This is a genomic window from Yokenella regensburgei (assembly GCF_003634235.1).
GTDB classification, from domain to species: domain Bacteria; phylum Pseudomonadota; class Gammaproteobacteria; order Enterobacterales; family Enterobacteriaceae; genus Yokenella; species Yokenella regensburgei.
Window position 1 is genome coordinate 2,202,147 of record NZ_RBIZ01000003.1, and the last position, 19,672, is coordinate 2,221,818.

At 52.3% G+C, this 19,672-nt stretch carries 23 protein-coding genes; 14 read left to right on the forward strand and 9 right to left on the reverse strand.

The features are described 5' to 3' along the window. Positions 1–7 precede the first annotated feature (7 nt). Positions 8–973 carry a lipoyl synthase gene (lipA, locus tag C7387_RS10805; protein ID WP_038254723.1) on the forward strand — a complete coding sequence of 322 codons (966 nt, stop codon included), beginning with the start codon at positions 8–10 and terminating at the stop codon, positions 971–973. A gap of 83 nt (positions 974–1,056) precedes the next feature. Here the strand turns inward: lipA and tatE are convergent, their stop codons facing one another. Both tatE and C7387_RS10815 read right to left on the reverse strand, forming a co-directional pair. Beyond that, positions 1,057–1,263 carry a twin-arginine translocase subunit TatE gene (gene tatE / locus C7387_RS10810; RefSeq protein WP_038254721.1) on the reverse strand — a complete coding sequence of 69 codons (207 nt, stop codon included), beginning with the start codon at positions 1,261–1,263 and terminating at the stop codon, positions 1,057–1,059. 127 nt (positions 1,264–1,390) lie between these two features. After that, on the reverse strand, positions 1,391–2,179 hold the full coding sequence (locus C7387_RS10815) for a deaminated glutathione amidase (RefSeq protein WP_006819003.1): 789 nt from the start codon (positions 2,177–2,179) through the stop codon (positions 1,391–1,393). An 89-nt stretch (positions 2,180–2,268) separates the two neighbouring features. Between C7387_RS10815 and crcB the strand changes: the two genes are divergently transcribed. Beyond that, on the forward strand, positions 2,269–2,652 hold the full coding sequence (crcB, locus tag C7387_RS10820) for a fluoride efflux transporter CrcB (protein ID WP_038254765.1): 384 nt from the start codon (positions 2,269–2,271) through the stop codon (positions 2,650–2,652). Positions 2,653–2,700: 48 nt separating this feature from the next. Here crcB and cspE read toward each other — a convergent pair whose 3' ends face one another. Together cspE and pagP are read right to left on the reverse strand one after the other, a co-directional pair. Next, positions 2,701–2,910: a transcription antiterminator/RNA stability regulator CspE gene (gene cspE / locus C7387_RS10825; protein ID WP_000034826.1), complete on the reverse strand. Its 210-nt coding sequence runs from the start codon at positions 2,908–2,910 to the stop codon at positions 2,701–2,703. 195 nt (positions 2,911–3,105) lie between these two features. After that, positions 3,106–3,681 (reverse strand): lipid IV(A) palmitoyltransferase PagP, encoded by a 576-nt coding sequence (pagP, locus tag C7387_RS10830; protein WP_038254763.1) that lies wholly within the window; start codon positions 3,679–3,681, stop codon positions 3,106–3,108. A 355-nt stretch (positions 3,682–4,036) separates the two neighbouring features. On the opposite strand from pagP, the gene dcuC reads away from it, so the two are divergent. Next, entirely contained in the window at positions 4,037–5,410 is a 1,374-nt protein-coding gene (dcuC, locus tag C7387_RS10835) for an anaerobic C4-dicarboxylate transporter DcuC (RefSeq protein ID WP_038254714.1), read from the forward strand. Positions 5,411–5,502: 92 nt separating this feature from the next. Next, a complete protein-coding gene (gene rna, locus C7387_RS10840; RefSeq protein WP_038254712.1) occupies positions 5,503–6,309 on the forward strand; it encodes a ribonuclease I in 807 nt (268 codons plus the stop codon). A 57-nt stretch (positions 6,310–6,366) separates the two neighbouring features. On the opposite strand, the gene C7387_RS10845 is transcribed toward rna, so the two are convergent. Then, the gene (locus C7387_RS10845) at positions 6,367–7,197 is read right to left on the reverse strand and encodes an alpha/beta fold hydrolase (protein ID WP_040903400.1); all 831 of its coding nucleotides are present in this window, start codon (positions 7,195–7,197) and stop codon (positions 6,367–6,369) included. Between the two features lie 247 nt (positions 7,198–7,444). Here C7387_RS10845 and rnk point away from each other — a divergent pair, with 247 nt between their 5' ends. Then, positions 7,445–7,855, forward strand: coding sequence for a nucleoside diphosphate kinase regulator (rnk, locus tag C7387_RS10850; RefSeq protein WP_038254708.1), 411 nt, complete (start codon positions 7,445–7,447; stop codon positions 7,853–7,855). A 165-nt stretch (positions 7,856–8,020) separates the two neighbouring features. Next, on the forward strand, positions 8,021–8,449 hold the full coding sequence (uspG, locus tag C7387_RS10855) for a universal stress protein UspG (RefSeq protein ID WP_006818995.1): 429 nt from the start codon (positions 8,021–8,023) through the stop codon (positions 8,447–8,449). A gap of 63 nt (positions 8,450–8,512) precedes the next feature. Here uspG and ahpF read toward each other — a convergent pair whose 3' ends face one another. Together ahpF and ahpC are read right to left on the reverse strand one after the other, a co-directional pair. Continuing rightward, positions 8,513–10,078: an alkyl hydroperoxide reductase subunit F gene (gene ahpF / locus C7387_RS10860; RefSeq protein WP_120816642.1), complete on the reverse strand. Its 1,566-nt coding sequence runs from the start codon at positions 10,076–10,078 to the stop codon at positions 8,513–8,515. Between the two features lie 128 nt (positions 10,079–10,206). Further along, the gene (gene ahpC, locus C7387_RS10865; RefSeq protein ID WP_006818993.1) at positions 10,207–10,770 is read right to left on the reverse strand and encodes an alkyl hydroperoxide reductase subunit C; all 564 of its coding nucleotides are present in this window, start codon (positions 10,768–10,770) and stop codon (positions 10,207–10,209) included. A 325-nt stretch (positions 10,771–11,095) separates the two neighbouring features. On the opposite strand from ahpC, the gene dsbG reads away from it, so the two are divergent. The 6 genes from dsbG to C7387_RS10895 all read left to right on the forward strand — a co-directional run bounded on the left by dsbG (position 11,096) and on the right by C7387_RS10895 (position 15,830). Continuing rightward, on the forward strand, positions 11,096–11,845 hold the full coding sequence (gene dsbG / locus C7387_RS10870; RefSeq protein WP_120816643.1) for a thiol:disulfide interchange protein DsbG: 750 nt from the start codon (positions 11,096–11,098) through the stop codon (positions 11,843–11,845). Between the two features lie 206 nt (positions 11,846–12,051). Continuing rightward, entirely contained in the window at positions 12,052–12,951 is a 900-nt protein-coding gene (gene citR / locus C7387_RS10875; RefSeq protein WP_120816644.1) for a DNA-binding transcriptional repressor CitR, read from the forward strand. A gap of 155 nt (positions 12,952–13,106) precedes the next feature. Continuing rightward, complete coding sequence (locus C7387_RS10880) at positions 13,107–14,327, forward strand: phosphoadenosine phosphosulfate reductase (RefSeq protein WP_120816645.1); 1,221 nt, start codon at positions 13,107–13,109, stop codon at positions 14,325–14,327. Continuing rightward, positions 14,312–14,938, forward strand: a complete 627-nt coding sequence (locus tag C7387_RS10885; RefSeq protein WP_038254702.1) for an IbrB-like domain-containing protein — start codon at positions 14,312–14,314, stop codon at positions 14,936–14,938. The genes C7387_RS10880 and C7387_RS10885 overlap by 16 nt, the downstream gene beginning before the upstream one ends. A 219-nt stretch (positions 14,939–15,157) precedes the next feature. Beyond that, complete coding sequence (locus C7387_RS10890; RefSeq protein WP_038254700.1) at positions 15,158–15,454, forward strand: type II toxin-antitoxin system RelE family toxin; 297 nt, start codon at positions 15,158–15,160, stop codon at positions 15,452–15,454. Then, positions 15,435–15,830, forward strand: coding sequence for a helix-turn-helix domain-containing protein (locus C7387_RS10895; protein WP_006818985.1), 396 nt, complete (start codon positions 15,435–15,437; stop codon positions 15,828–15,830). Before C7387_RS10890 ends, C7387_RS10895 begins: the two co-directional genes overlap by 20 nt. Here C7387_RS10895 and C7387_RS10900 read toward each other — a convergent pair. Together C7387_RS10900 and cstA are read right to left on the reverse strand one after the other, a co-directional pair. Continuing rightward, entirely contained in the window at positions 15,827–16,024 is a 198-nt protein-coding gene (locus C7387_RS10900; RefSeq protein WP_006818984.1) for a YbdD/YjiX family protein, read from the reverse strand. The genes C7387_RS10895 and C7387_RS10900 overlap by 4 nt on opposite strands. Before the next feature lie 58 nt (positions 16,025–16,082). Further along, positions 16,083–18,188: a pyruvate/proton symporter CstA gene (gene cstA, locus C7387_RS10905; RefSeq protein ID WP_006818983.1), complete on the reverse strand. Its 2,106-nt coding sequence runs from the start codon at positions 18,186–18,188 to the stop codon at positions 16,083–16,085. Between the two features lie 295 nt (positions 18,189–18,483). Here cstA and C7387_RS10910 point away from each other — a divergent pair, with 295 nt between their 5' ends. Together C7387_RS10910 and C7387_RS10915 are read left to right on the forward strand one after the other, a co-directional pair. Continuing rightward, positions 18,484–19,206, forward strand: a complete 723-nt coding sequence (locus C7387_RS10910; RefSeq protein ID WP_172635575.1) for a nucleoside recognition domain-containing protein — start codon at positions 18,484–18,486, stop codon at positions 19,204–19,206. Further along, positions 19,203–19,667, forward strand: a complete 465-nt coding sequence (locus tag C7387_RS10915; protein WP_006818981.1) for a YjiG family protein — start codon at positions 19,203–19,205, stop codon at positions 19,665–19,667. The genes C7387_RS10910 and C7387_RS10915 overlap by 4 nt, the downstream gene beginning before the upstream one ends. The last annotated feature ends 5 nt before the right edge of the window (positions 19,668–19,672 follow it).

Genomic DNA, 19,672 nt, shown 5'->3' on the forward strand with positions numbered 1-19,672 from the left:
GCACGCTATGAGTAAACCCATTGTGATGGAACGCGGTGTTAAGTACCGCGATGCCGATAAAATGGCCCTTATCCCGGTTAAAAACGTGGTCACAGAGCGAGAAGCTCTGCTTCGTAAACCGGAATGGATGAAAATCAAACTTCCGGCAGACTCTTCCCGTATCCAGGGAATCAAAGCAGCAATGCGTAAAAATGGTCTGCATTCCGTGTGTGAAGAGGCTTCCTGCCCTAACCTCGCAGAGTGCTTCAACCACGGTACGGCGACCTTCATGATTCTGGGCGCAATCTGTACCCGCCGCTGCCCGTTCTGCGACGTGGCACACGGCCGCCCGGTTACGCCTGATGCCAACGAACCGCTGAAGCTGGCTCAGACTATTGCCGACATGGCGCTGCGCTATGTTGTGGTCACGTCCGTTGACCGCGATGACTTACGCGACGGCGGCGCTCAGCATTTCGCTGACTGCATCACCGCGATTCGTGAGAAGAGCCCGAACATCAAAATTGAAACGCTGGTGCCTGATTTCCGTGGTCGTATGGATCGTGCACTGGAGATCCTGACCGCCACGCCGCCGGATGTGTTCAACCACAACCTGGAAAACGTACCGCGCCTGTATCGTCAGGTTCGTCCTGGCGCGGATTACGCCTGGTCGCTGAAACTGCTGGAGCGCTTTAAAGAAGCGCACCCGAACATTCCGACCAAATCCGGTCTGATGGTTGGTCTCGGTGAAACCAACGAAGAGATCATCGAAGTGATGCGCGATCTGCGTCGTCACGGTGTGACCATGCTGACGCTGGGACAGTACCTGCAGCCAAGCCGTCACCACCTGCCGGTACAGCGCTATGTAAGCCCGGATGAGTTCGATGCAATGAAAGCCGAAGCCATGGCGATGGGCTTCACCCACGCCGCCTGCGGCCCATTTGTACGTTCGTCTTACCACGCAGATATGCAGGCGAAAGGCGAAGAAGTGAAGTAACAGCGTTACATTAACTTACAAACATCATAAAAAAACCGGCATCTCAGCCGGTTTTTTCTTTGCTGCAAATCACTCAATTAGCATTACGGCTCTTTATGAGTAATTTTCTCCGCTGGTGCATCTTCCTCAGCGCTTTTCTTCGCAGCAGAATCATCATCATTCATGGCTTTTTTGAAGCCTTTGATGGCGCTACCCAGGTCTCCGCCTAGAGTACGCAGCTTTTTAGTACCAAACACTAAGACAATCAGCGCTGCCACAACCAGCAGTTTGGTAATACTAATCTCACCCATAGATACCTTCTTCATTAAAACAGGCTACAAAAACACGCCATGAACCCATAACGTATTAACGGTCATTTGACGCCGGCACACAATAGCAATCTGTAACAAGGTGAATCAAGCGTAGTTTAAAATAACATCACAACAATTGCGGTGGCGCAAACCGGCGATTGAGCAGAACCGGAAGTTGCTCACGAATTTGCCGCACCGCTTCCCCCGTCACCTCAGCAAAAATGAGCTGCGGTGTGGCACCCGCCCCCGCAACGGTGACCCCGAGGGGATCCACAATCCGGCTTTGTCCTATGTTACGTGAACCACACTCCCCTGACGCTACCATATAACAGGTCGTATCGAGCGCCCTTGCGGCAAGCAGCGTGGCCCAGTGCTGCTCCTTCAATGGCCCTCGCACCCAGGCGGCGGGCAATACCAGCAGTTCAGCCCCCTGCAAAGCAAGCGACAGCGCCAGTTCCGGGAATCGCAGGTCATAGCAGGTCATTAGCCCAATCCGCATGCCTTCAACTTCAATAAGTGCAGGCAGATGGGTTCCGGCATCCACGCGTCGCGATTCCTGAATATTGAACGCGTCATACAGATGCAGCTTATCGTAACGGGCGATAACCTCACCGTTGCGCAGGACTATCAGCGAATTTGTCGCCCTGCCCGCTGATGACGGCACATGGATCGTCAGCACGGTGGTCATCGTGTTGCTGCGGCTCTCCTCCTGCAGGCGGCTAATAAATCCCCCATCCAGCGCCTGCGCCGACTTAACCGACAAATCGGGATCGTTATCCGCCCGGGCCAGAAGCGCCTCAGGCAGTACCAGCAACGCAGCCCCCTGCTGTGCCGCCTCGCGCATGAGCCTGACGCACTGCCCGGCATTACGCTCCCACTCATGGGTAACGATAAATTGTCCAGCTGCAACTTTCATGTTCCGCTACTCTCTTTGCAATGCCATAGTCAGAAGGCAAGTGAAAACGCTACACTCTTCCCATTCTCTTTTTCTAGCAGGAAATGACGGTGTTACAAATGCTTTTGGCTGTTTTTATTGGCGGTGGGACCGGGAGCGTACTGCGCTGGATCCTCGGCATGCGTTTTAACCCACTGCATCACGCTATCCCTATCGGCACACTAACCGCTAACCTGCTCGGTGCCTTTATCATTGGCGCGGGGCTTGCCTGGTTTAACCGCCTGACCGGAATAGACCCGGTCTGGAAGCTGCTCATCACCACCGGTTTTTGCGGCGGCCTGACAACATTCTCAACGTTCTCGGCGGAAGTGGTGTTCTTACTGCAGGAAGGGCGTTTTGGCTGGGCATTACTGAACGTAGCGGTGAATCTGCTCGGCTCTTTCGCGATGACCGCGCTGGCATTCTGGTTGTTCTCAGCGGCAGGTGCACGATAAAAAAAACCCGCCAGAAGGCGGGTTTTGAAATTCAGCTGTCGTTTACTCTTACAGAGCAGTTACGTTAGCAGCAGAAGGGCCTTTGGCACCGTTAGTGATTTCGAACTCTACACGCTGACCTTCAGCCAGAGTTTTGAAACCGTTGGTCTGGATTGCAGAGAAGTGTACGAACACGTCTTTGCTACCATCTTCAGGAGTAATGAAACCGAATCCTTTGGACTCATTAAACCACTTAACGTTACCTTTAATCTTAGACATCAATATTACCTTTACATGAAAATGGACACAAATGCTGTGTCGAGTACCAGTACATCAATTGTGGTGGCTTTTGTCCAGTGCAACTTTGCTAAAAAGTGATAAAAGTCTCTATATTTCAACAACCACTTACTTTAGTCATTGTTTTACAAGGTAAGTTATGACTTATGACTTTTACAAATATCATTATGCAAACGTTTAAAACTGGAAGCGCAGCCATGCAAAGAAAACGTTACCGTTATTATAGGTACCAGGAATGTAAGTCATCTGGAACGTCGCCGGGCCATAGCCAACCGATGCCAGCGGCAGCACGACAGGAATAGGGATGTAGTTCCAGTTGTCACGCGCCGTCACGCCTACCGTATAGCCGAGACCAACGTGAAAGTTCTGATCGGTCAACGGTCGCCAGGTGCTCTCCCAACCGTAGCCGCCAATCGGTTCCCATTTGTTAAAAGAGTCCTTAAAGGCCATCAGATACAAGCCGTGCCAGTTTCCCTTCTCATCCCAACGAGACGCGCCGAAGCCCGCCCCCCAGGGACGCTCGTTATACTTCTCAATCTTTTCTTCATCGTAGGCGAACCGTGCATGCCAGGTAATAGCTGGAACATACAGATCGTAATGCTCTGGCGAATTCCACGTTTGCGCAATATTATCCGTCAACGTGTTATATCCATCTTTAACCGTTGCAGTTAGCGAAGCTTGCGCAAAAGAAGAGCACACCAGTTGGCCGGAAATGACCACAAGAAATAAAAAAAATCGTTTCAAACTCACCACGTTGTTAATACCGCTTCCATTTACAAAGCCGATCATCTTAGCGAATTTTATATTAATACTGTCTTAACGAAATAAGATTTAATCTGAATTTGCTGACCCTGGCGATAACACACTGATTCCAAAAAATTATTCACCCGCCGTCGTGTTAATTTTAACGCCCTCTCTCCTCAGTGAAGCACCAGGATCCCCTCGTCAAAAGTGTGATAAGAGTGATCAAACTGAGAAAACGTCGTGCTGAAGACGGCGTTTATTGATTTTAATCAGCAAGTTCTGCCCACAAATTCGGCAGATTGCTTTACCTTCTTTTTCAAATTGTAGCACTTACAGTACATTCTTTGGGCAACAGGTGATAATGATGTTAATGATGTTAGAACTCCTCATCGGGGTGGTGGTGATTGTGGGCGTTGCCCGATATATCATCAAAGGTTACTCCGCGACCGGGGTGCTGTTTGTCGGCGGTATCGCGCTGCTGATTGCCAGCGCCGTCATGGGGCACAAAATCCTGCCAGGCAGCGCCACCAGCACCGGGTACTCTGCGACCGATATTGTTGAATATATTAAAATTCTGCTGATGAGCCGCGGCGGCGACCTCGGTATGATGATCATGATGCTGTGCGGGTTTGCCGCCTACATGACGCATATCGGTGCTAACGACATGGTGGTGAAACTGGCCTCCAAACCGCTACGCTACATCAACTCTCCTTATCTCCTGATGATTGCTGCCTACTTCGTCGCCTGCCTGATGTCCCTGGCCGTCTCCTCAGCCACCGGTCTTGGCGTATTACTGATGGCGACGCTGTTCCCGGTGATGGTAAACGTCGGGATCAGCCGTGGCGCAGCGGCGGCCATCTGTGCTTCTCCTGCGGCTCTCATTCTCTCACCAACGTCAGGCGATGTGGTGCTGGCTGCCAAAGCTGCTGAAATGCCGCTTATCGACTTTGCCTTTAAAACCACCCTGCCTATCTCCATCGCGGCAATTGTTTGCATGGCGGTCGCGCATTTCTTCTGGCAGCGGTATCTGGATAAAAAAGAGAATATTTCTCATGAAATGCTCGATGTCAGCGAAATAACCACCACGGCCCCGTCCTTCTACGCCCTCCTGCCATTTACCCCGATTATTGGTGTGCTTATTTTTGACGGAAAATGGGGGCCGGAACTGCATATTATTACCATTCTGGTGCTGTGCATGCTGATTGCCGCCGTGCTGGAATTCTGCCGTGGTTTCAACACCCAGAACGTCTATTCCGGGCTGGAAGTGGCCTACCGCGGAATGGCCGACGCCTTCGCCAACGTGGTCATGCTGCTGGTGGCGGCCGGTGTTTTTGCACAGGGGCTCAGCACCATTGGCTTCATCGACAGCCTGATTTCTATCGCCACCTCATTCGGCTCTGCAAGCATCATTCTGATGCTGGTACTGGTCGTGCTCACCATGCTGGCGGCAATGACGACCGGTTCAGGTAATGCGCCATTTTATGCCTTTGTTGAGATGATCCCTAAACTTGCCCACTCTTCCGGCATCAACCCGGCGTATCTCTCTATTCCGATGCTGCAGGCCTCCAACCTTGGCCGCACGATCTCCCCGGTTTCGGGTGTGGTTGTGGCGGTTGCCGGGATGGCGAAGATCTCGCCATTTGAAGTGGTTAAACGCACCTCGGTACCGGTGCTGGTGGGTCTGATTGTAGTTATTGTGGCAACCGAGATCCTGGTACCAGCAACCGCAGCGTTATAATGGTTTCTGGACACGAAAAGGCGCCTTATGGCGCCTTTTTTATGCTTTAATAATTTTCAGTGATTAATCAATACTTATCATTGGGAATACAAATGTTCAGGAAGGATGTTGTTGCCTGCTGCGTTGCTGCTGCCGCGTTTTGTTCTGCCAGCGCTTATGCCGACCCACTTACCGCCACCCGCTACGGTGATTTTGACCGTTACGTTCTCGCCCTCAGCTGGCAAAACGGCTTTTGCCAAAGCCAGCATGACCGCAACCGCAATGAACCTGCTGAATGCCGTCTCCAGCATGAAAACGGTGACGAAATCAACAGTCTGACCGTTCATGGCCTGTGGCCGGGTCTGCCAAAATCTATCGCTGCCAGGGGCGTCGACGATCGCCGCTGGATGCGCTACGGCTGTGCGACCCGCCCTATCCCCAACATGCCGGAAGCCCGTGCCAGCCGGAAATGCGCTGCTGCTGAAACCGGTCTGTCGCTTGAAATGGCTAACAAGCTTAATGGCGTCATGCCCGGGGCCGGCGGGGGTTCGTGCCTCGAGCGTTATGAATACGCCAAACATGGCGTTTGCTTCGGTTTCGACCCGGATGCCTATTTTGGCACCATGGTGCGACTGAACGGTGAAGTGAAAAATGGCCCAATTGGCCGCTTCATCACACAGAACTACGGCAAAACCGTCAGCCGGAGTGATTTTGATGCCGCCGTCGCCAAAGCCTGGGGCCAGGATAACGTGAAAGCCGTGAAGCTCACCTGCGACGGCAACCCGGCTTACCTCACAGAAATGCAGATTTCTATTAAGTCTGCCGCCATCAATGCCCCGCTGGATGCGACGTCATTCCTGCCACAACCCCATCCGGGTAACTGCGGCAAACAGTTTGTGATCGACAAAGCAGGCTATTAATCGCCTTACCGGTGGCCCTTCGCCACCGGTAAAACTCGCTTCACGGCAGGCTCAACATCAACGTTTGATGAAGGCTAACAGATCTTCATTAATCTGCTGCTTGTGGGTAGTGCAGATCCCGTGTGAACCGCCTGGGTAAATCTTCAGCTCAGCGTTCGGCAGGATCTTCGCCGCCGCCTTACCGCAGGTTTCAACAGGCACGATCTGGTCGTCATCGCCGTGAATAACCAGCGTTGGGATCGTCATCTTTTTCAGATCTTCACGCAGGTCTGTTTGTGAAAAAGCGTTAATGCAGTCGTACATCGCTTTGATCGACCCCTGTAACCCCTGCGCCACAAAAGCGTTGCGTACGGCTTCGGAAGGCTTAACGCCCGGACGATTATAGCCATAGAACGCCAGCGTCAGCTCGTGGAAGAATGCCCCCCGATCGGCTATCACGCCGGAGCGAATCCCATCAAAAACTGCTTTTGGCACCCCATTGGGGTTGAAATCGGTTTTGATCATGATGGGCGTGACCGCGCCAATCAGCACCGCTTTTGCCACGCGCTGCGTGCCATGACGACCGATATAACGCGCCACTTCACCACCACCGGTGGAATGGCCCACATGCACCGCGTCCTTGAGATTAAGGTGCTGCGTCAACTGCGCCAGATCGTCGGCATACTGGTCCATATTGTGCCCGTCCCAGGGCTGCGCCGAACGCCCGTGCCCTCGTCTGTCATGGGCAATCACCCGATACCCCTGCGATGCCAGGAAAAACATCTGATCCTCAAAGGCATCCGCCGACAGCGGCCAGCCATGGCTGAACACTACCGGCTGCCCGTTTCCCCAGTCCTTAAAGTACAGATAGCTGCCATCTTTCAGAGTGAGTTTATCGAAATCGCTCATAGGTTCTCCCATAACGGAATGGCACCACGGAATGTGACACCGCCAGAAAAGGATAAACCACAGCGACAAAAGGTGACGGAATTAGCAAAAAATTCATCCTTCTCCCCGGATGAGCATGAGTTATTGTGTGCTTTATCACTTCAAACCACCGTCAACTCTCAGTATGATGGGGAAAGATTAACCCTTGCCGTTGACGGTGAGGGTTTTCTTTTGGACACAAGGTACCTGGAAAAACATGGAGTCGATAATGACCAGACCCACCATCATTATTAATGAGTTCGATGCTGAACGTATCGATCGCCTGCTTGAGCAACCTGCGTTCGCCAGCCTCCCGGTGGCGGCAGCGCTCAATGACGAACTGGACCGCGCCCAGATGTGTGCGCCGGAAGAGATGCCTGCTGATGTGGTAAGCATGAACAGCAAAGTGCGTTTTCGTGATTTATCCAGCGGAGAAGAACGTACCCGTACGCTGGTGTTCCCGTCGAACATGACGGATAGCGCCACACAGCTCTCGGTAATGGCACCGGTTGGTGCAGCGCTGCTGGGGCTGCGCGTAGGCAGCACTATTAACTGGCAGTTGCCGGGCGGTGCCACCACTCACCTGGAAGTGCTGGAGCTTCTGTATCAACCGGAAGCCGCAGGCGAGTTTCACCGCTAACCCGTTCGTTTTCAGAGGATGTTATACATCCTCTTTCTGTATCAGCCTTTCGCCCAACGTCACACTCCACGCCCTTCGTCTGGACAAATTTGCGACCTGAATGACACAATCATCAGGCAGAGTATGTTTGACTACACATAACGACGATGACAAGGAGCTACGCATATGTACAAAACGATCATTATGCCGGTTGATGTCTTTGAAATGGAGTTGAGCGACAAAGCAGTGAAGCACGCTGAGTTTATGGCGCAAGAGAATGGCGTCATTCACCTGCTGCATGTCCTGCCCGGCGCGGCCAGTATGACAATGAGCCGCTTTGCGGCTGACCTACGTCGCTTTGAAGAGCATTTGCATCAGGAAGCCGAATCCCGGCTCAAAACCATGGTCGGGCATTTCCGCATTGACCCTTCCAGAATCAAGATCCACGTGCGCCCAGGGAACATCCGCGATGTGGTCAACGAGCTGGCAGAAGAGCTGCACGCTGATGTGATTGTCATTGGCTCACGCAATCCGTCCATCACCACTCACCTTCTTGGCTCCAGCGCATCTAACGTGATTCGCCACGCCCATATCCCGGTGCTGGTCGTTCGCTAACAAAAAAAGAGGCTACCTCGCGGTAGCCTCTTCATCTTGCAGGTGTTGCCTTACTTGCTTTTATTATGCGGTCTTAGTGCGGATCAGGTAATCAAATGCGCTCAGTGACGCTTTGGCACCCTCGCCCGTTGCAATGATAATTTGCTTGTACGGTACCGTGGTGCAGTCACCGGCTGCGAAGACGCCCTTCACGCTGGTTTCGCATTTCGCATCGATAATAATTTCACCCATGCGGTTACGCTCAATAGCACCTTCCAGCCAGTTCGTGTTCGGCAGCAGGCCAATCTGGACAAAGATCCCGGCCAGTGGCACCTGATGAACGTCGCCGCTGACGCGGTCGCGATACTCAAGTCCGGTCACTTTACTACCGTCACCTTTTACTTCGGTGGTCTGTGCATTGAGGATGATATCTACGTTCTTCAGGCTACGGACTTTATCCTGCAGCACCTGGTCTGCCTTCATTTCCGGCGCGAACTCCAGAAGCGTGACGTGTTCAACAATCCCGGCCAGATCGATAGCAGCTTCCACACCGGAGTTACCGCCGCCGATCACCGCAACGCGTTTGCCTTTAAACAGCGGGCCATCGCAGTGTGGGCAGTAGGTTACGCCCTTAGTGCGATACTGATCCTCACCAGGAACGTTCATATTGCGCCATTTCGCACCGGTGGCAATGATGATACTGCGCGCTTTTAGCACCGCACCCGATGCAGTTTCAATCTGATGCAGGCCACCCTCGACGCTTGCCGGGGTAAGCTTACTGGCGCTCTGACTATCGATAACGTCCACGTCATAGTCGCTGACGTGGGCTTTGAGGGCACCCGCCAGTTTCTGACCTTCGGTTTTTGGCACCGAAATGTAGTTTTCGATATCAACGGTATCCAGCACCTGGCCACCAAAACGCTCGCCCATCAGGCCAGTACGAATACCTTTACGCGCAGAGTAGACCGAGGCGGCGGCTCCGGCAGGGCCGGAACCAACGATTAACACGTCGTATGCCGCACGCTGGTTCAGCGCTTCAGCCGCACGCTTTTCAGCACCGGTGTCTATTTTCGCCACGATTTCGGTCAGCGTCATACGCCCCTGACCAAACTCTTTGCCGTTAACAAAAACAGCCGGAACGCCCATCACGTTACGATCGGTGATTTCGCTCTGGAAGGTCCCACCGTCAATAGCAGTATGGCTAATACGTGGATTCAGCACCGCCATCAGGTTCAGAGCCTGAACCACATCCGGGCAATTATGGCAGGAAAGCGAATAGTAGGTCTCAAACGCGAAATCACCGTCGATATCGCGAATTTGCGCCAGCAGATCCTGCGTTTCTTTCGATGGATGCCCACCGGTCCACAGCAGCGCCAGCACCAGTGAAGTAAATTCGTGCCCCAGCGGAGAACCGGCAAAGCGTGGCCCGTGTTCAGAACCTGGGTTGGTTATCAGGAAGGACGGTTTACGTGCCGCCAGCGTGTTGTCTTCCTTAAACGTCACTTTCGGAGAAAGCTCGGCGATTTCTGTCAGCAGTTCCTTGATTTCCGCCGATTTTGCGCTGTCATCAAGCGTCGCAATCAGCTCAACAGGTTTGGTCAGTTTCTCAAGGTAAGCCTTGAGCTGGGTTTTCATGTTGGTGTCGAGCATTATTCTTCCCTCTCTAAAAACGTCATCATGCAAATTGCCTTATGTCGGCAATCTGAACGCAACTTGCATCATGGTGGTTTTCTTGAAATGGGCGCAGATGCGCCCATTGATTGCTGATGGGGTCAGGCTTAGATTTTGCCGACCAGATCTAAGGACGGAGCCAGCGTCGCTTCGCCTTCTTTCCATTTCGCCGGGCACACTTCACCCGGGTGGGAAGCAACGTACTGAGCAGCTTTCACTTTACGCAGCAGGTCAGACGCGTCGCGGCCGATACCTTCAGCGGTCACTTCGATAGCCTGGATGATACCCTGTGGGTCAACAACGAAGGTTGCGCGGTCAGCCAGACCTTCATCTTCACGCATGTTGTCGAAGTTACGGGTCAGCGCCCCGGTCGGGTCACCGATCATCGCGTATTTGATTTTAGCGATGGTTTCAGAGCTGCCGTGCCATGCTTTATGGGTGAAGTGGGTGTCGGTAGAAACGGAATACACGTCTACGCCCAGTTTCTGCAGTTCTTCGTAATGGTCAGCCACGTCGCCCAGCTCGGTCGGGCAAACGAAGGTGAAGTCAGCCGGATAGAAGAAGAAGACGCTCCAGCGACCTTCGGTGTCTTTTTCGGTAACTTCGATGAATTCACCGTTTTTGAACGCCTGGTTTTTGAAAGGTTTGATTTTAGTATTAATTAAAGACATCTGTACTTCCTCCGTGTTTTCGTTGACAGCAAAGGTAACGAACTTTGCCGGGTACGGCTAATGCGTTTCCTTTATCAAATCAATAAGCGCTGACTAACAACACGTTCGGAAACCCTGAACGTAAAAAGGCCACCTGAAAACAGGTGGCCTCGTTACCCGAACCGTGAGACCGGTTCAGTGCGTTGCGCTCTCCACTTCCTTCGCAAAGGTCGTAAAAGCGCAGCGATTACACCATTCGTCCCGTAAAAGGGCAATAACTGGAAACCTGGTCTTTCCTATGACTGTGATAGGCTAAGGCCTGGCTTTTCAATTGATGAGGATGATAATGCTGAAACATGTGCTACTTCTGAGCCTGCTCCCCGGCTTCGCCTTTGCGCAGGAGCTTCCCGACGCGGTTAAAGCCATCGAAAAGCAAGGCATAACCATCATTAAACCTTTCGATGCGCCGGGCGGCATGAAGGGCTATCTCGGGAAGTATCAGGACATGGGGGTGACGATTTATGTCACACCCGACGGCAAACATGCCATCTCGGGCTATATGTATGATGAGAAAGGCAGCAACCTGAGCGAAAAAATCATTCAGAAAGAGATCTACGCTCCTGCAGGACGCGAGCTCTGGCAACGCATGGAAAAAGCGAGCTGGATCCTCGATGGCAAAAAAGACGCCCCGCAGATTATTTACGTGTTTGCCGATCCGTTCTGCCCGTATTGCAAGCAGTTCTGGCAACAGGCACGCCCATGGGTAGAATCAGGGAAGGTTCAGCTCAGAACCCTGATGGTGGGTGTAATCAAGCCCGAAAGCCCGGCGACGGCAGCGGCCATAATGAGTGCCAAAGACCCGGCCAAAACCTGGCACGATTACGAACAATCTGGCGGCAAGCTCGCCCTTAACGTCCCTGCAGCCGTTCCACCGGCACAGATGAAAATTCTTAATGAGAATCAACACCTCATGGACGCATTAGGCGCTAACGCCACCCCCGCTATTTATTACATGAATAATGAAAAAGAACTTCAGCAGGTAGTTGGTTTGCCTGATGCCGAACAACTCAAAGCAATGCTTGGTGAAAAACCATAATATACAATAAGTTAATCAGAGTAAGAATCCATTACCCTTGCTCTGATTAACTACAAATGATCCTTAGCAAAATTTCATTTATCGAATATACTGATTCATCAAGGCATTTGTTTTTAGTCGCATATATTAAAGAAAACAACAACATGTCGCCTGGAATGGCGATGGTTTGTATTTAACTAATATCTTTGCCAGAAAAAGGAATCCCAATGGCTAACCTCTATAATCTAAAAAAATTTGATCTCAATCTGTTGATCGTTTTTGAGTGTATTTACCAGCACCTCAGTATTAGTAAAGCGGCAGAAACTCTCTTTATCACGCCCTCAGCCGTTAGCCAGTCGCTCCAGCGCTTACGCACCCAATTCAACGACCCTTTGTTTATTCGTTCCGGTAAAGGCATCACCCCGACAACGATGGGTGTCAATTTGCACCGCTATCTTGAGGAAAACCTCAATCAGATAGAACAAACTATCAATATTATGCATACCACTGCCCTGAAAAAGAGCTTTGTTATTTACTGCTCGCAATTATTACTCGCCGGAGGGATGCTGGAACCTATTACCACATTACGTAAGCAAAATAATTACGAGATCGAGCATCGGGATATATTTATCACACAGGAGTCTGCGGAAGATTTATTGGCCTTTCGCAAAGCCGATATTATTTTCTCACTTTTTCCTATCAATAACCGCTCCATTGTTTCCGAACTGTACGTTACGACACCCGCCGTACTAACCTGTCGTCAAAACCACCCTCGGGTCTACAGCGGTTTAGCGCTGGATAAGCTGCTTGAAGAAGAGTTCACCTACTATATCACCTCTGAGCCCGGGGCTAAGCGCCTTCAGGATCAGAGCGAAATGCTGTTCATGAATCGAAAAATCACTTTCCGTAGCGATTCACTGATCTCAATTATTAATATTATTTCCCATTCTGACCTGCTGGGCCTGCTCCCTAAAGTAGCCTTCGATTATTATAAAGACAGCCTGAAACTACAGGAAATAGCGACCCCCTTCACCCTGCCAAGCGTTGACATATTTATGATGTACAACCGTGCATCCCTCAACAGCAAGGCATTTGTAGATTTTATAAATCAGGTGAATCAGCACTAGTTCACATCTCTCAATACATTAAACATTTGAATGTGTTTCTAATTGTTTATTAATTTTATTGATAGATTTCGGTTGACCAATCATTTATATCAACTAAAAGCGAAACGATCTATATTATATGAAATTCTGGATATTTTCCTGTACGGAAACTGACTATGTCGCTTTACAAACTTCCTCTCAACCAGACCGTTCTGGAGGGCAGCACAGAGCGCATTACCTGGGCTCTGGAGAATTTACCTAAGGTCTGCGTTTCCTTCTCCGGAGGGAAAGATTCAACCGTCATGCTGCACCTGACGGCGCTGCTGGCGCGTCAGTTGAATAAAAAAATACATGTGCTGTTTATTGACTGGGAGGCGCAATTCTCCTGCACCATCACCCATATTGAGAAAATGCGTGAGTGCTACGCTGATGTGATAGAAAAATTCTGGTGGGTAGCATTACCGCTAACCACCCAGAATGCTCTCTCGCAATTCCAGCCTGAATGGCAATGCTGGGATCCTGCAGCTGACTGGGTACGCACACCACCAGCAGATGCGATTACCGGGCAAGACTATTTTCCCTTCTACCACGTTGGCATGACGTTTGAAGCTTTCGTCCGCGAGTTTGCAGCCTGGTTTGCTGAAAAACGTCCGGCCGCGATGTTAGTGGGGATTCGTGCCGACGAGTCCTACAACCGCTTTTTAGCTATCGCCAGCGCACGCAAACAGCGTTTTGCCGATGATATGCCATGGACCAGCGTCGCTCCGGGAGGACATACCTGGTATGTCTATCCAATATACGACTGGAAAACGGCGGATATCTGGACCTGGTTTGCGAAAACGAAGCGCAGCTACAACCCGCTCTACGACCTCATGTACCAGGCCGGGGTCCCCTTTCGCTATATGCGCATCTGTGAACCTTTCGGCCCGGAACAACGACAAGGGCTGTGGTTGTACCATGTTCTGGAGCCCGAACGTTGGGCCAGCATGTGTGAACGTGTCAGCGGGGTACAAAGCGGCGGTACCTATGCCGGGCTCGACAATCAATTTTACGGCCACCGCAAACTCGAGAAACCGCAGAATCACAGCTGGGAAAGCTATGCGTTGTTCTTGCTGGACAGCATGCCGCAAAAAACCGCCGAACATTACCGCAACAAGATCGCCGTCTATCTGCACTGGTACCAGAAAAAAGGGGAAACCATTCCAGATACCCAACCAGGAGATATTGGCTCGAAAGATATCCCTTCCTGGCGCCGGATCTGCAAGGTCATGTTAAACAACGATTACTGGTGCCGCATGCTCTCCTTCAGCCCCACCAAGCCGGGTAACTACCAGCGCTATAGCGAGCGAGTTAATAAAAAACGCAAGGAATGGGGAATTTTATGCAACAAAGACTAATTCAACAGATGGAAGAGTATCTCAGCAACCTGCCTGAGAATGAACGCATCGAAGCCATTAATGCCTTCCGTCTCGCGCTTCATCATCAAAGTCCGTTTCAGAACCAGCCCATTGACTGCGTCCTGTGGGTCAAACAGGAGACGGTTTCACCTAATGACTACAACCCGAACAACGTTGCCCCACCGGAAAAACGGCTGCTGCAGAAATCATTAGAAACCGACGGTTTTACCCAGCCCATTGTCGCAGTTCAGCATACCGATCACCGGTTTGAAATCATCGACGGCTTCCATCGCCAGGAGCTGGCAAAATCAAAACCCGTGCTGAAAAAGCAGCTGAAAGGCTATCTTCCCGTCACCTGCCTGAGCGGCGAGCATGATAAACCAGACGCCCACATGGCCTCGACAATCCGCCACAACCGCGCCCGTGGTCGCCATCAGATAAACGCGATGTCCGACATCGTCCGTGAGCTGTCGCTGCTGGGCTGGGAAGATAAAAAAATCGGCCTGGAGCTGGGTATGGATAGTGATGAAGTCCTGCGGCTAAAACAGGTAAGTGGTCTGCTGGAGCTGTTTGCCGACCGCCACTTCTCACAGGCCTGGACGGTCAAATAATAACGTTGGGGGTGCATCCGCGCCCCCGCTCGCTTCTGCGAGCGGCTTTCCATAGCATCTGCAATTTCCAGTACCTTCGTTAACTTTTTTCCGTGATGCTTCCCAGCCTCGACATCCCTCCCTTTTGGCTCCGCGCGCCATTAAGTACTCTGCCTTCATGAGTTATTTAGAAAATCTAATTATCTAATAATTTACTTATACTGTAACGTGGAGGTCGAAATGAGGTTTATGTGGTCCAGAGCCGCCTGTAAGCAATTAGCAAAGATAGATGTACGTTATCGGGACAGGCTGAAAGAACGGCTTTTCGATATTGGCGACCAAAGCGCGCCGCCCGTTGACCTAAAGCGGTTAGCATATCCGGAAGACCATTTTCGGCTGCGCGTAGGGGACTACCGGATCATCTTCACCGTTCAGGGGGAGCGGCAGGACATCTGCTACGTTGTGGCAGTCAAACGTCGAACCTCCACCACGTATCTGCATGAGGAGAGTGTCACTTATGGATGTGCAATATATTAACGATCAAAATGGTGAGCCGCAGTTTGTCGTTATTCCCTACGACATGTGGTTCCGTATGCGTCTCGGTCAGGCTGCTATTGCCGGGAGCAATGATAGTGATGAGTGGGAAGAGATCCCATATGAGGCCGATGAGTACGATAACGTCGGTATTCCAGCCAATATCATTAGCATCATGGATACCCAGAACGTGAGTCTGCAGGCGGCCTGGCGTATCGCCAGTGGTTTATCACAGCAGGAAGTGGCTGAAAAACTTGGTATCACCCAATCTGCCATTTCTCAGCTGGAGTCTACCGACTCTCGCCCGCAAAAACGCACCCGCGAAAAACTGGCGGCGATTTACGGTTGTACCCAGCAACAAATCAGCCTTTACCTCTAACAGCAGCGCGCCCCGCCTTTGCCGCCGTAACGGGCGTCCTGACGATCGCGGAAAAACGCTTCATAGGTCATCGGCGTCTGATCCGGATGATTGACTCGCATATGCTCGACGTAATTATCATAGTCGGGCACACCAATCATCATCTTCGCCGCCTGGCCCAGATATTTTCCTGCTTTAGAAAGCGTGTCGAACATTTTTCATTTCTCGCTTTTAGCCCCTCTCCCACTCAGGGGAGAGGGTTACGATGAGGCGTTAATGCGCCCCTTTTGCCTGGCTTACGATCCCATCCAGGTTCTCCGGCATCGGCTCGTATGGCGTCTCTTTCGCCGTCGGTTTGTCTTCCTTCAGCGCCGCCAGCGCGGTCTTCAGAGAATACAGCGCCAGTACCACAACGACCACCATGAAGAAAATGGTCAGTCCGGCATCAAGACGGTTATTAAACACCAGCTGCGTCAGCTGCGACTGGGTGTACTGCGACGGAATATTACCGCTGTCGATCATCGCCTGGAACTTATTAGCGATCGCCAGGAAGCCAATCTTAGCATCCGGACTGAAGGCCTTCTGCCAGCCTGCCGTCAGAGTACAGATCAGCAGCCACGCCGTCGGCAGCAGCGCCACCCAGGCATAACGCTGACGCTTCATCTTGAACAGCACCACCGCGCAAAGCATCAGCGCCATTCCCGCCAGCATCTGGTTAGCAATACCAAACAGCGGCCACAGGGTATTAATACCGCCCAGCGGATCGACCACCCCCTGGTGCAGGAAATAGCCCCACGCCAGCACGCACAGCGCCGTTGCCAGCAGGTTCGCAGGCAGTGAGTCCGTTCGTTTCAGGTTCGGGCTGATAACCCCGAGCAGATCCTGCAGCATAAAGCGCGCCGCACGGGTACCGGCATCGACGGCGGTCAGGATAAACAGCGCTTCAAACAGGATAGCAAAGTGGTACCAGAAGGATACATCCATCAGGCCGCCCAGCGAACCATGCAGAATATACGCCATCCCCACCGCCAGCGTCGGCGCTCCACCTGCGCGGGAGATTATCGACTGCTCACCCACTTCGCTGGCAATCTGCTTAAGCGTATCTGGGGTGATGGTGAAGCCCCAGCTGCTGACCACCTGTGCCGCCGACGCGACAACGTCGGTGGTGCCTGCCGGTGCCAGCACCGCCATCGGGCTGTTCATGGCAAAGTAGACGCCCGGGTCGATAATACAGGCCGCCACCAGCGCCATGATCGCCACAAACGACTCCATCAGCATACCGCCGTAGCCGATAAGGCAAGCCTGCCCTTCGCTCGCCAGCATCTTAGGCGTCGTACCGGAGGCAATCAGCGCATGGAAGCCAGAAACCGCGCCACAGGCGATAGTAATGAACAGGAACGGGAACAGATTACCGGTCCATACCGGGCCTGTACCATCAACAAACTTGGTCAGCGCCGGCATCGTCAACGTTGGGCGCATAATCAGAATGCCAATCGCGAGCCCGACAATGGTACCAATCTTCAGGAAGGTTGAGAGGTAATCACGCGGCGCCAGCAGCAGCCACACCGGCAGCACCGCCGCCACAAACCCATACCCCACCAGCATCCACGTCAGTTGCACCCCGGTGAAGTCAAACCACGGCGCCCAGGTCGGGCTTTCTGCTACCCAGCCGCCAGAGATAATGGCAAAAACCAGCAGCACCAGACCGATAACGGAAACCTCGCCGATCCGCCCGGGACGCAGGAAACGAATATAGACTCCCATGAAAATTGCCAGCGGAATGGTAAAGGCGACGGTATACGTTCCCCACGGGCTATGGGTCAACGCTTTCACCACGATCATTGCCAGCACCGCGAGGATTATCACCATAATCATAAATGTGGCGATGAGGGCAATGACCCCAGCGGTGGGGCCCATTTCCTCTTTCACCAGCTCACCAAGCGAACGCCCGTCGCGGCGCGTGGAGACAAACAGCACCATGAAGTCCTGTACCGCACCGGCCAGCACCACGCCGGCGAGGATCCAGATCATCCCTGGTAAATAGCCCATCTGCGCTGCCAGCACCGGGCCGACTAACGGGCCTGCCCCGGCGATGGCGGCAAAATGGTGACCGAACAGCACTTTCTTGTCGGTCGGCACATAGTCCAGACCGTCGTTGTGGCGCACGGCGGGCGTCATGCGCGTGGGATCTACCGCCAGCACGGTTTTGGCAATGTAGCGGCCATAAAAACGGTAGGCGATGAGATAAATACAAACCGATGCCACGACAATCCACAATGCGCTGATTTGTTCACCGCGATTGAGGGCGATATAGCCGAGGGCAAAGGCTCCGACAACGGAAAGCAATGCCCAGACAAGGTATTTCCCTGAGTTATTCATTGTGTTGTTTCCATGAGTGGAGAGGTGAGTTGTTACATTTTGTATCTATAACATTCGGTCAAAAATTAACAACACAACAACCAATTAAAACAGACATATCACCATCTTTTTACATCACATTGTTAAGTCGATCACTTTCACGCCGTAGCAACGCCTTTCACTGTACAAGCTCTCCCTGTCACAGTTTTTGCTTTTGCTCGATCTAATACCGTCACGAAATGATTTGTATCATTTTTTTTGTTCCCATCCTCGCCAGAATAAGCAGGCGGATCCGCATATAAACAAGGACATGGATATGAAAAGTTCAACACCTGAGGACTACAAGGTTGGGCCAGGCGCGTACTTCGCCCTGGCGTTTGCTGCCGTCTTCTTTTCCGGCCTGCTGGGAGGAAAAGAGTGGTACGGCGTATTTGATTTCACCACGCTCAACGGTGCTTTCGGCAAAGTCGTCAGTAAAGCATCGCTTGATGATGGCACCCTGACCACCGCCACCAGCGCCTTCCGCGGAACCGGCGGCAGCGGCGCGATGGATGGTTTTCTGTTTGCTCTTGGTCTGATCCCGGCGGTGATGTTTGCGCTCGGGATGATCAACGTTCTCGAGCACTACGGTGCCCTGCGCGCCGCACGTCGTTTGCTCACGCCGCTATTACGACCATTGCTTGGTATTCCGGGCACCACCGGGCTTGCACTGATCGGCAGCCTGCAAAGCACCGATGTCGGAGCCTCTCTCACCCGCAACCTGTCTGATGAAGGGCAAATCAGCGAAAATGAAAAAGACGTTTTCGCCATGTTTCAGTTTTCAGCGGGAGCAATGATCACCAACTTCTTTTCCTCCGGTGCAATCCTCTTCACCCTGGTTGCCATTGATGGCACCGCTGCCGTTCCTACTTCTATCGGCGCCTGCGTGGCCGTCATGTTCATCATGAAAATTGTCGGCGCCAATATGCTGCGTCTGGTTGTGCGTTTTAGCGCCAAAGATGCTCCCGCCCCTACTCAGGCAAAAGGAGAAGCCTCATGAGCGTATCGCCATCTAAACCGGTCATTACCGATGTTTTTGTTGAAGGCGCGCGTAAAGGCTGGGGGATAGCCACCAGCAGTACCCTGCCTAACGTCGTGATGGCATTCATCATTATTAAAGCTCTGGAGATCACCGGGGCACTGAAGGGCCTGGGCATGATTTTCGCTCCGCTGATGGGGCTTTTCGGTCTGCCGGGCGAAGCGGCTGCGGTGTTAATCGGCGGCTGGATGTCGATGGGAGGCGGGATCGGGGTCGCTATCGGTCTGTTCGATAAAGGCATTCTCACCGGCGAACATCTGGCGATCCTCGCTCCCGCCATCTACCTGATGGGTTCGCAGGTGCAGTATATCGGCCGCATTCTCGGTGTCATCGGCACCCGCGCCAAACGGATCCCACTGATGATTGTTATCTCAGTCATCAATGCCTTTTTAGCCATGCTGCTGATGCGCATTATTATCTAGAACAG

What these genes read in the sequence shown, in the direction of transcription:
- dsbG (WP_120816643.1), top strand. Translation starts at nt 11,096, where the DNA reads ATGCTGAAACATGTGCTACTTCTGAGCCTGCTCCCCGGCTTCGCCTTT.
- C7387_RS10895 (WP_006818985.1), top strand. Translation starts at nt 15,435, where the DNA reads ATGGATGTGCAATATATTAACGATCAAAATGGTGAGCCGCAGTTTGTC.
- cspE (WP_000034826.1), bottom strand. Translation starts at nt 2,910, where the DNA reads ATGTCTAAGATTAAAGGTAACGTTAAGTGGTTTAATGAGTCCAAAGGA.
- C7387_RS10900 (WP_006818984.1), bottom strand. Translation starts at nt 16,024, where the DNA reads ATGTTCGACACGCTTTCTAAAGCAGGAAAATATCTGGGCCAGGCGGCG.
- uspG (WP_006818995.1), top strand. Translation starts at nt 8,021, where the DNA reads ATGTACAAAACGATCATTATGCCGGTTGATGTCTTTGAAATGGAGTTG.
- C7387_RS10845 (WP_040903400.1), bottom strand. Translation starts at nt 7,197, where the DNA reads ATGAGCGATTTCGATAAACTCACTCTGAAAGATGGCAGCTATCTGTAC.
- ahpC (WP_006818993.1), bottom strand. Translation starts at nt 10,770, where the DNA reads ATGTCTTTAATTAATACTAAAATCAAACCTTTCAAAAACCAGGCGTTC.
- C7387_RS10885 (WP_038254702.1), top strand. Translation starts at nt 14,312, where the DNA reads ATGCAACAAAGACTAATTCAACAGATGGAAGAGTATCTCAGCAACCTG.
- rnk (WP_038254708.1), top strand. Translation starts at nt 7,445, where the DNA reads ATGACCAGACCCACCATCATTATTAATGAGTTCGATGCTGAACGTATC.
- citR (WP_120816644.1), top strand. Translation starts at nt 12,052, where the DNA reads ATGGCTAACCTCTATAATCTAAAAAAATTTGATCTCAATCTGTTGATC.
- C7387_RS10910 (WP_172635575.1), top strand. Translation starts at nt 18,484, where the DNA reads ATGAAAAGTTCAACACCTGAGGACTACAAGGTTGGGCCAGGCGCGTAC.
- lipA (WP_038254723.1), top strand. Translation starts at nt 8, where the DNA reads ATGAGTAAACCCATTGTGATGGAACGCGGTGTTAAGTACCGCGATGCC.
- C7387_RS10815 (WP_006819003.1), bottom strand. Translation starts at nt 2,179, where the DNA reads ATGAAAGTTGCAGCTGGACAATTTATCGTTACCCATGAGTGGGAGCGT.
- ahpF (WP_120816642.1), bottom strand. Translation starts at nt 10,078, where the DNA reads ATGCTCGACACCAACATGAAAACCCAGCTCAAGGCTTACCTTGAGAAA.
- C7387_RS10880 (WP_120816645.1), top strand. Translation starts at nt 13,107, where the DNA reads ATGTCGCTTTACAAACTTCCTCTCAACCAGACCGTTCTGGAGGGCAGC.
- dcuC (WP_038254714.1), top strand. Translation starts at nt 4,037, where the DNA reads ATGTTAATGATGTTAGAACTCCTCATCGGGGTGGTGGTGATTGTGGGC.
- rna (WP_038254712.1), top strand. Translation starts at nt 5,503, where the DNA reads ATGTTCAGGAAGGATGTTGTTGCCTGCTGCGTTGCTGCTGCCGCGTTT.
- tatE (WP_038254721.1), bottom strand. Translation starts at nt 1,263, where the DNA reads ATGGGTGAGATTAGTATTACCAAACTGCTGGTTGTGGCAGCGCTGATT.
- C7387_RS10890 (WP_038254700.1), top strand. Translation starts at nt 15,158, where the DNA reads ATGAGGTTTATGTGGTCCAGAGCCGCCTGTAAGCAATTAGCAAAGATA.
- C7387_RS10915 (WP_006818981.1), top strand. Translation starts at nt 19,203, where the DNA reads ATGAGCGTATCGCCATCTAAACCGGTCATTACCGATGTTTTTGTTGAA.
- cstA (WP_006818983.1), bottom strand. Translation starts at nt 18,188, where the DNA reads ATGAATAACTCAGGGAAATACCTTGTCTGGGCATTGCTTTCCGTTGTC.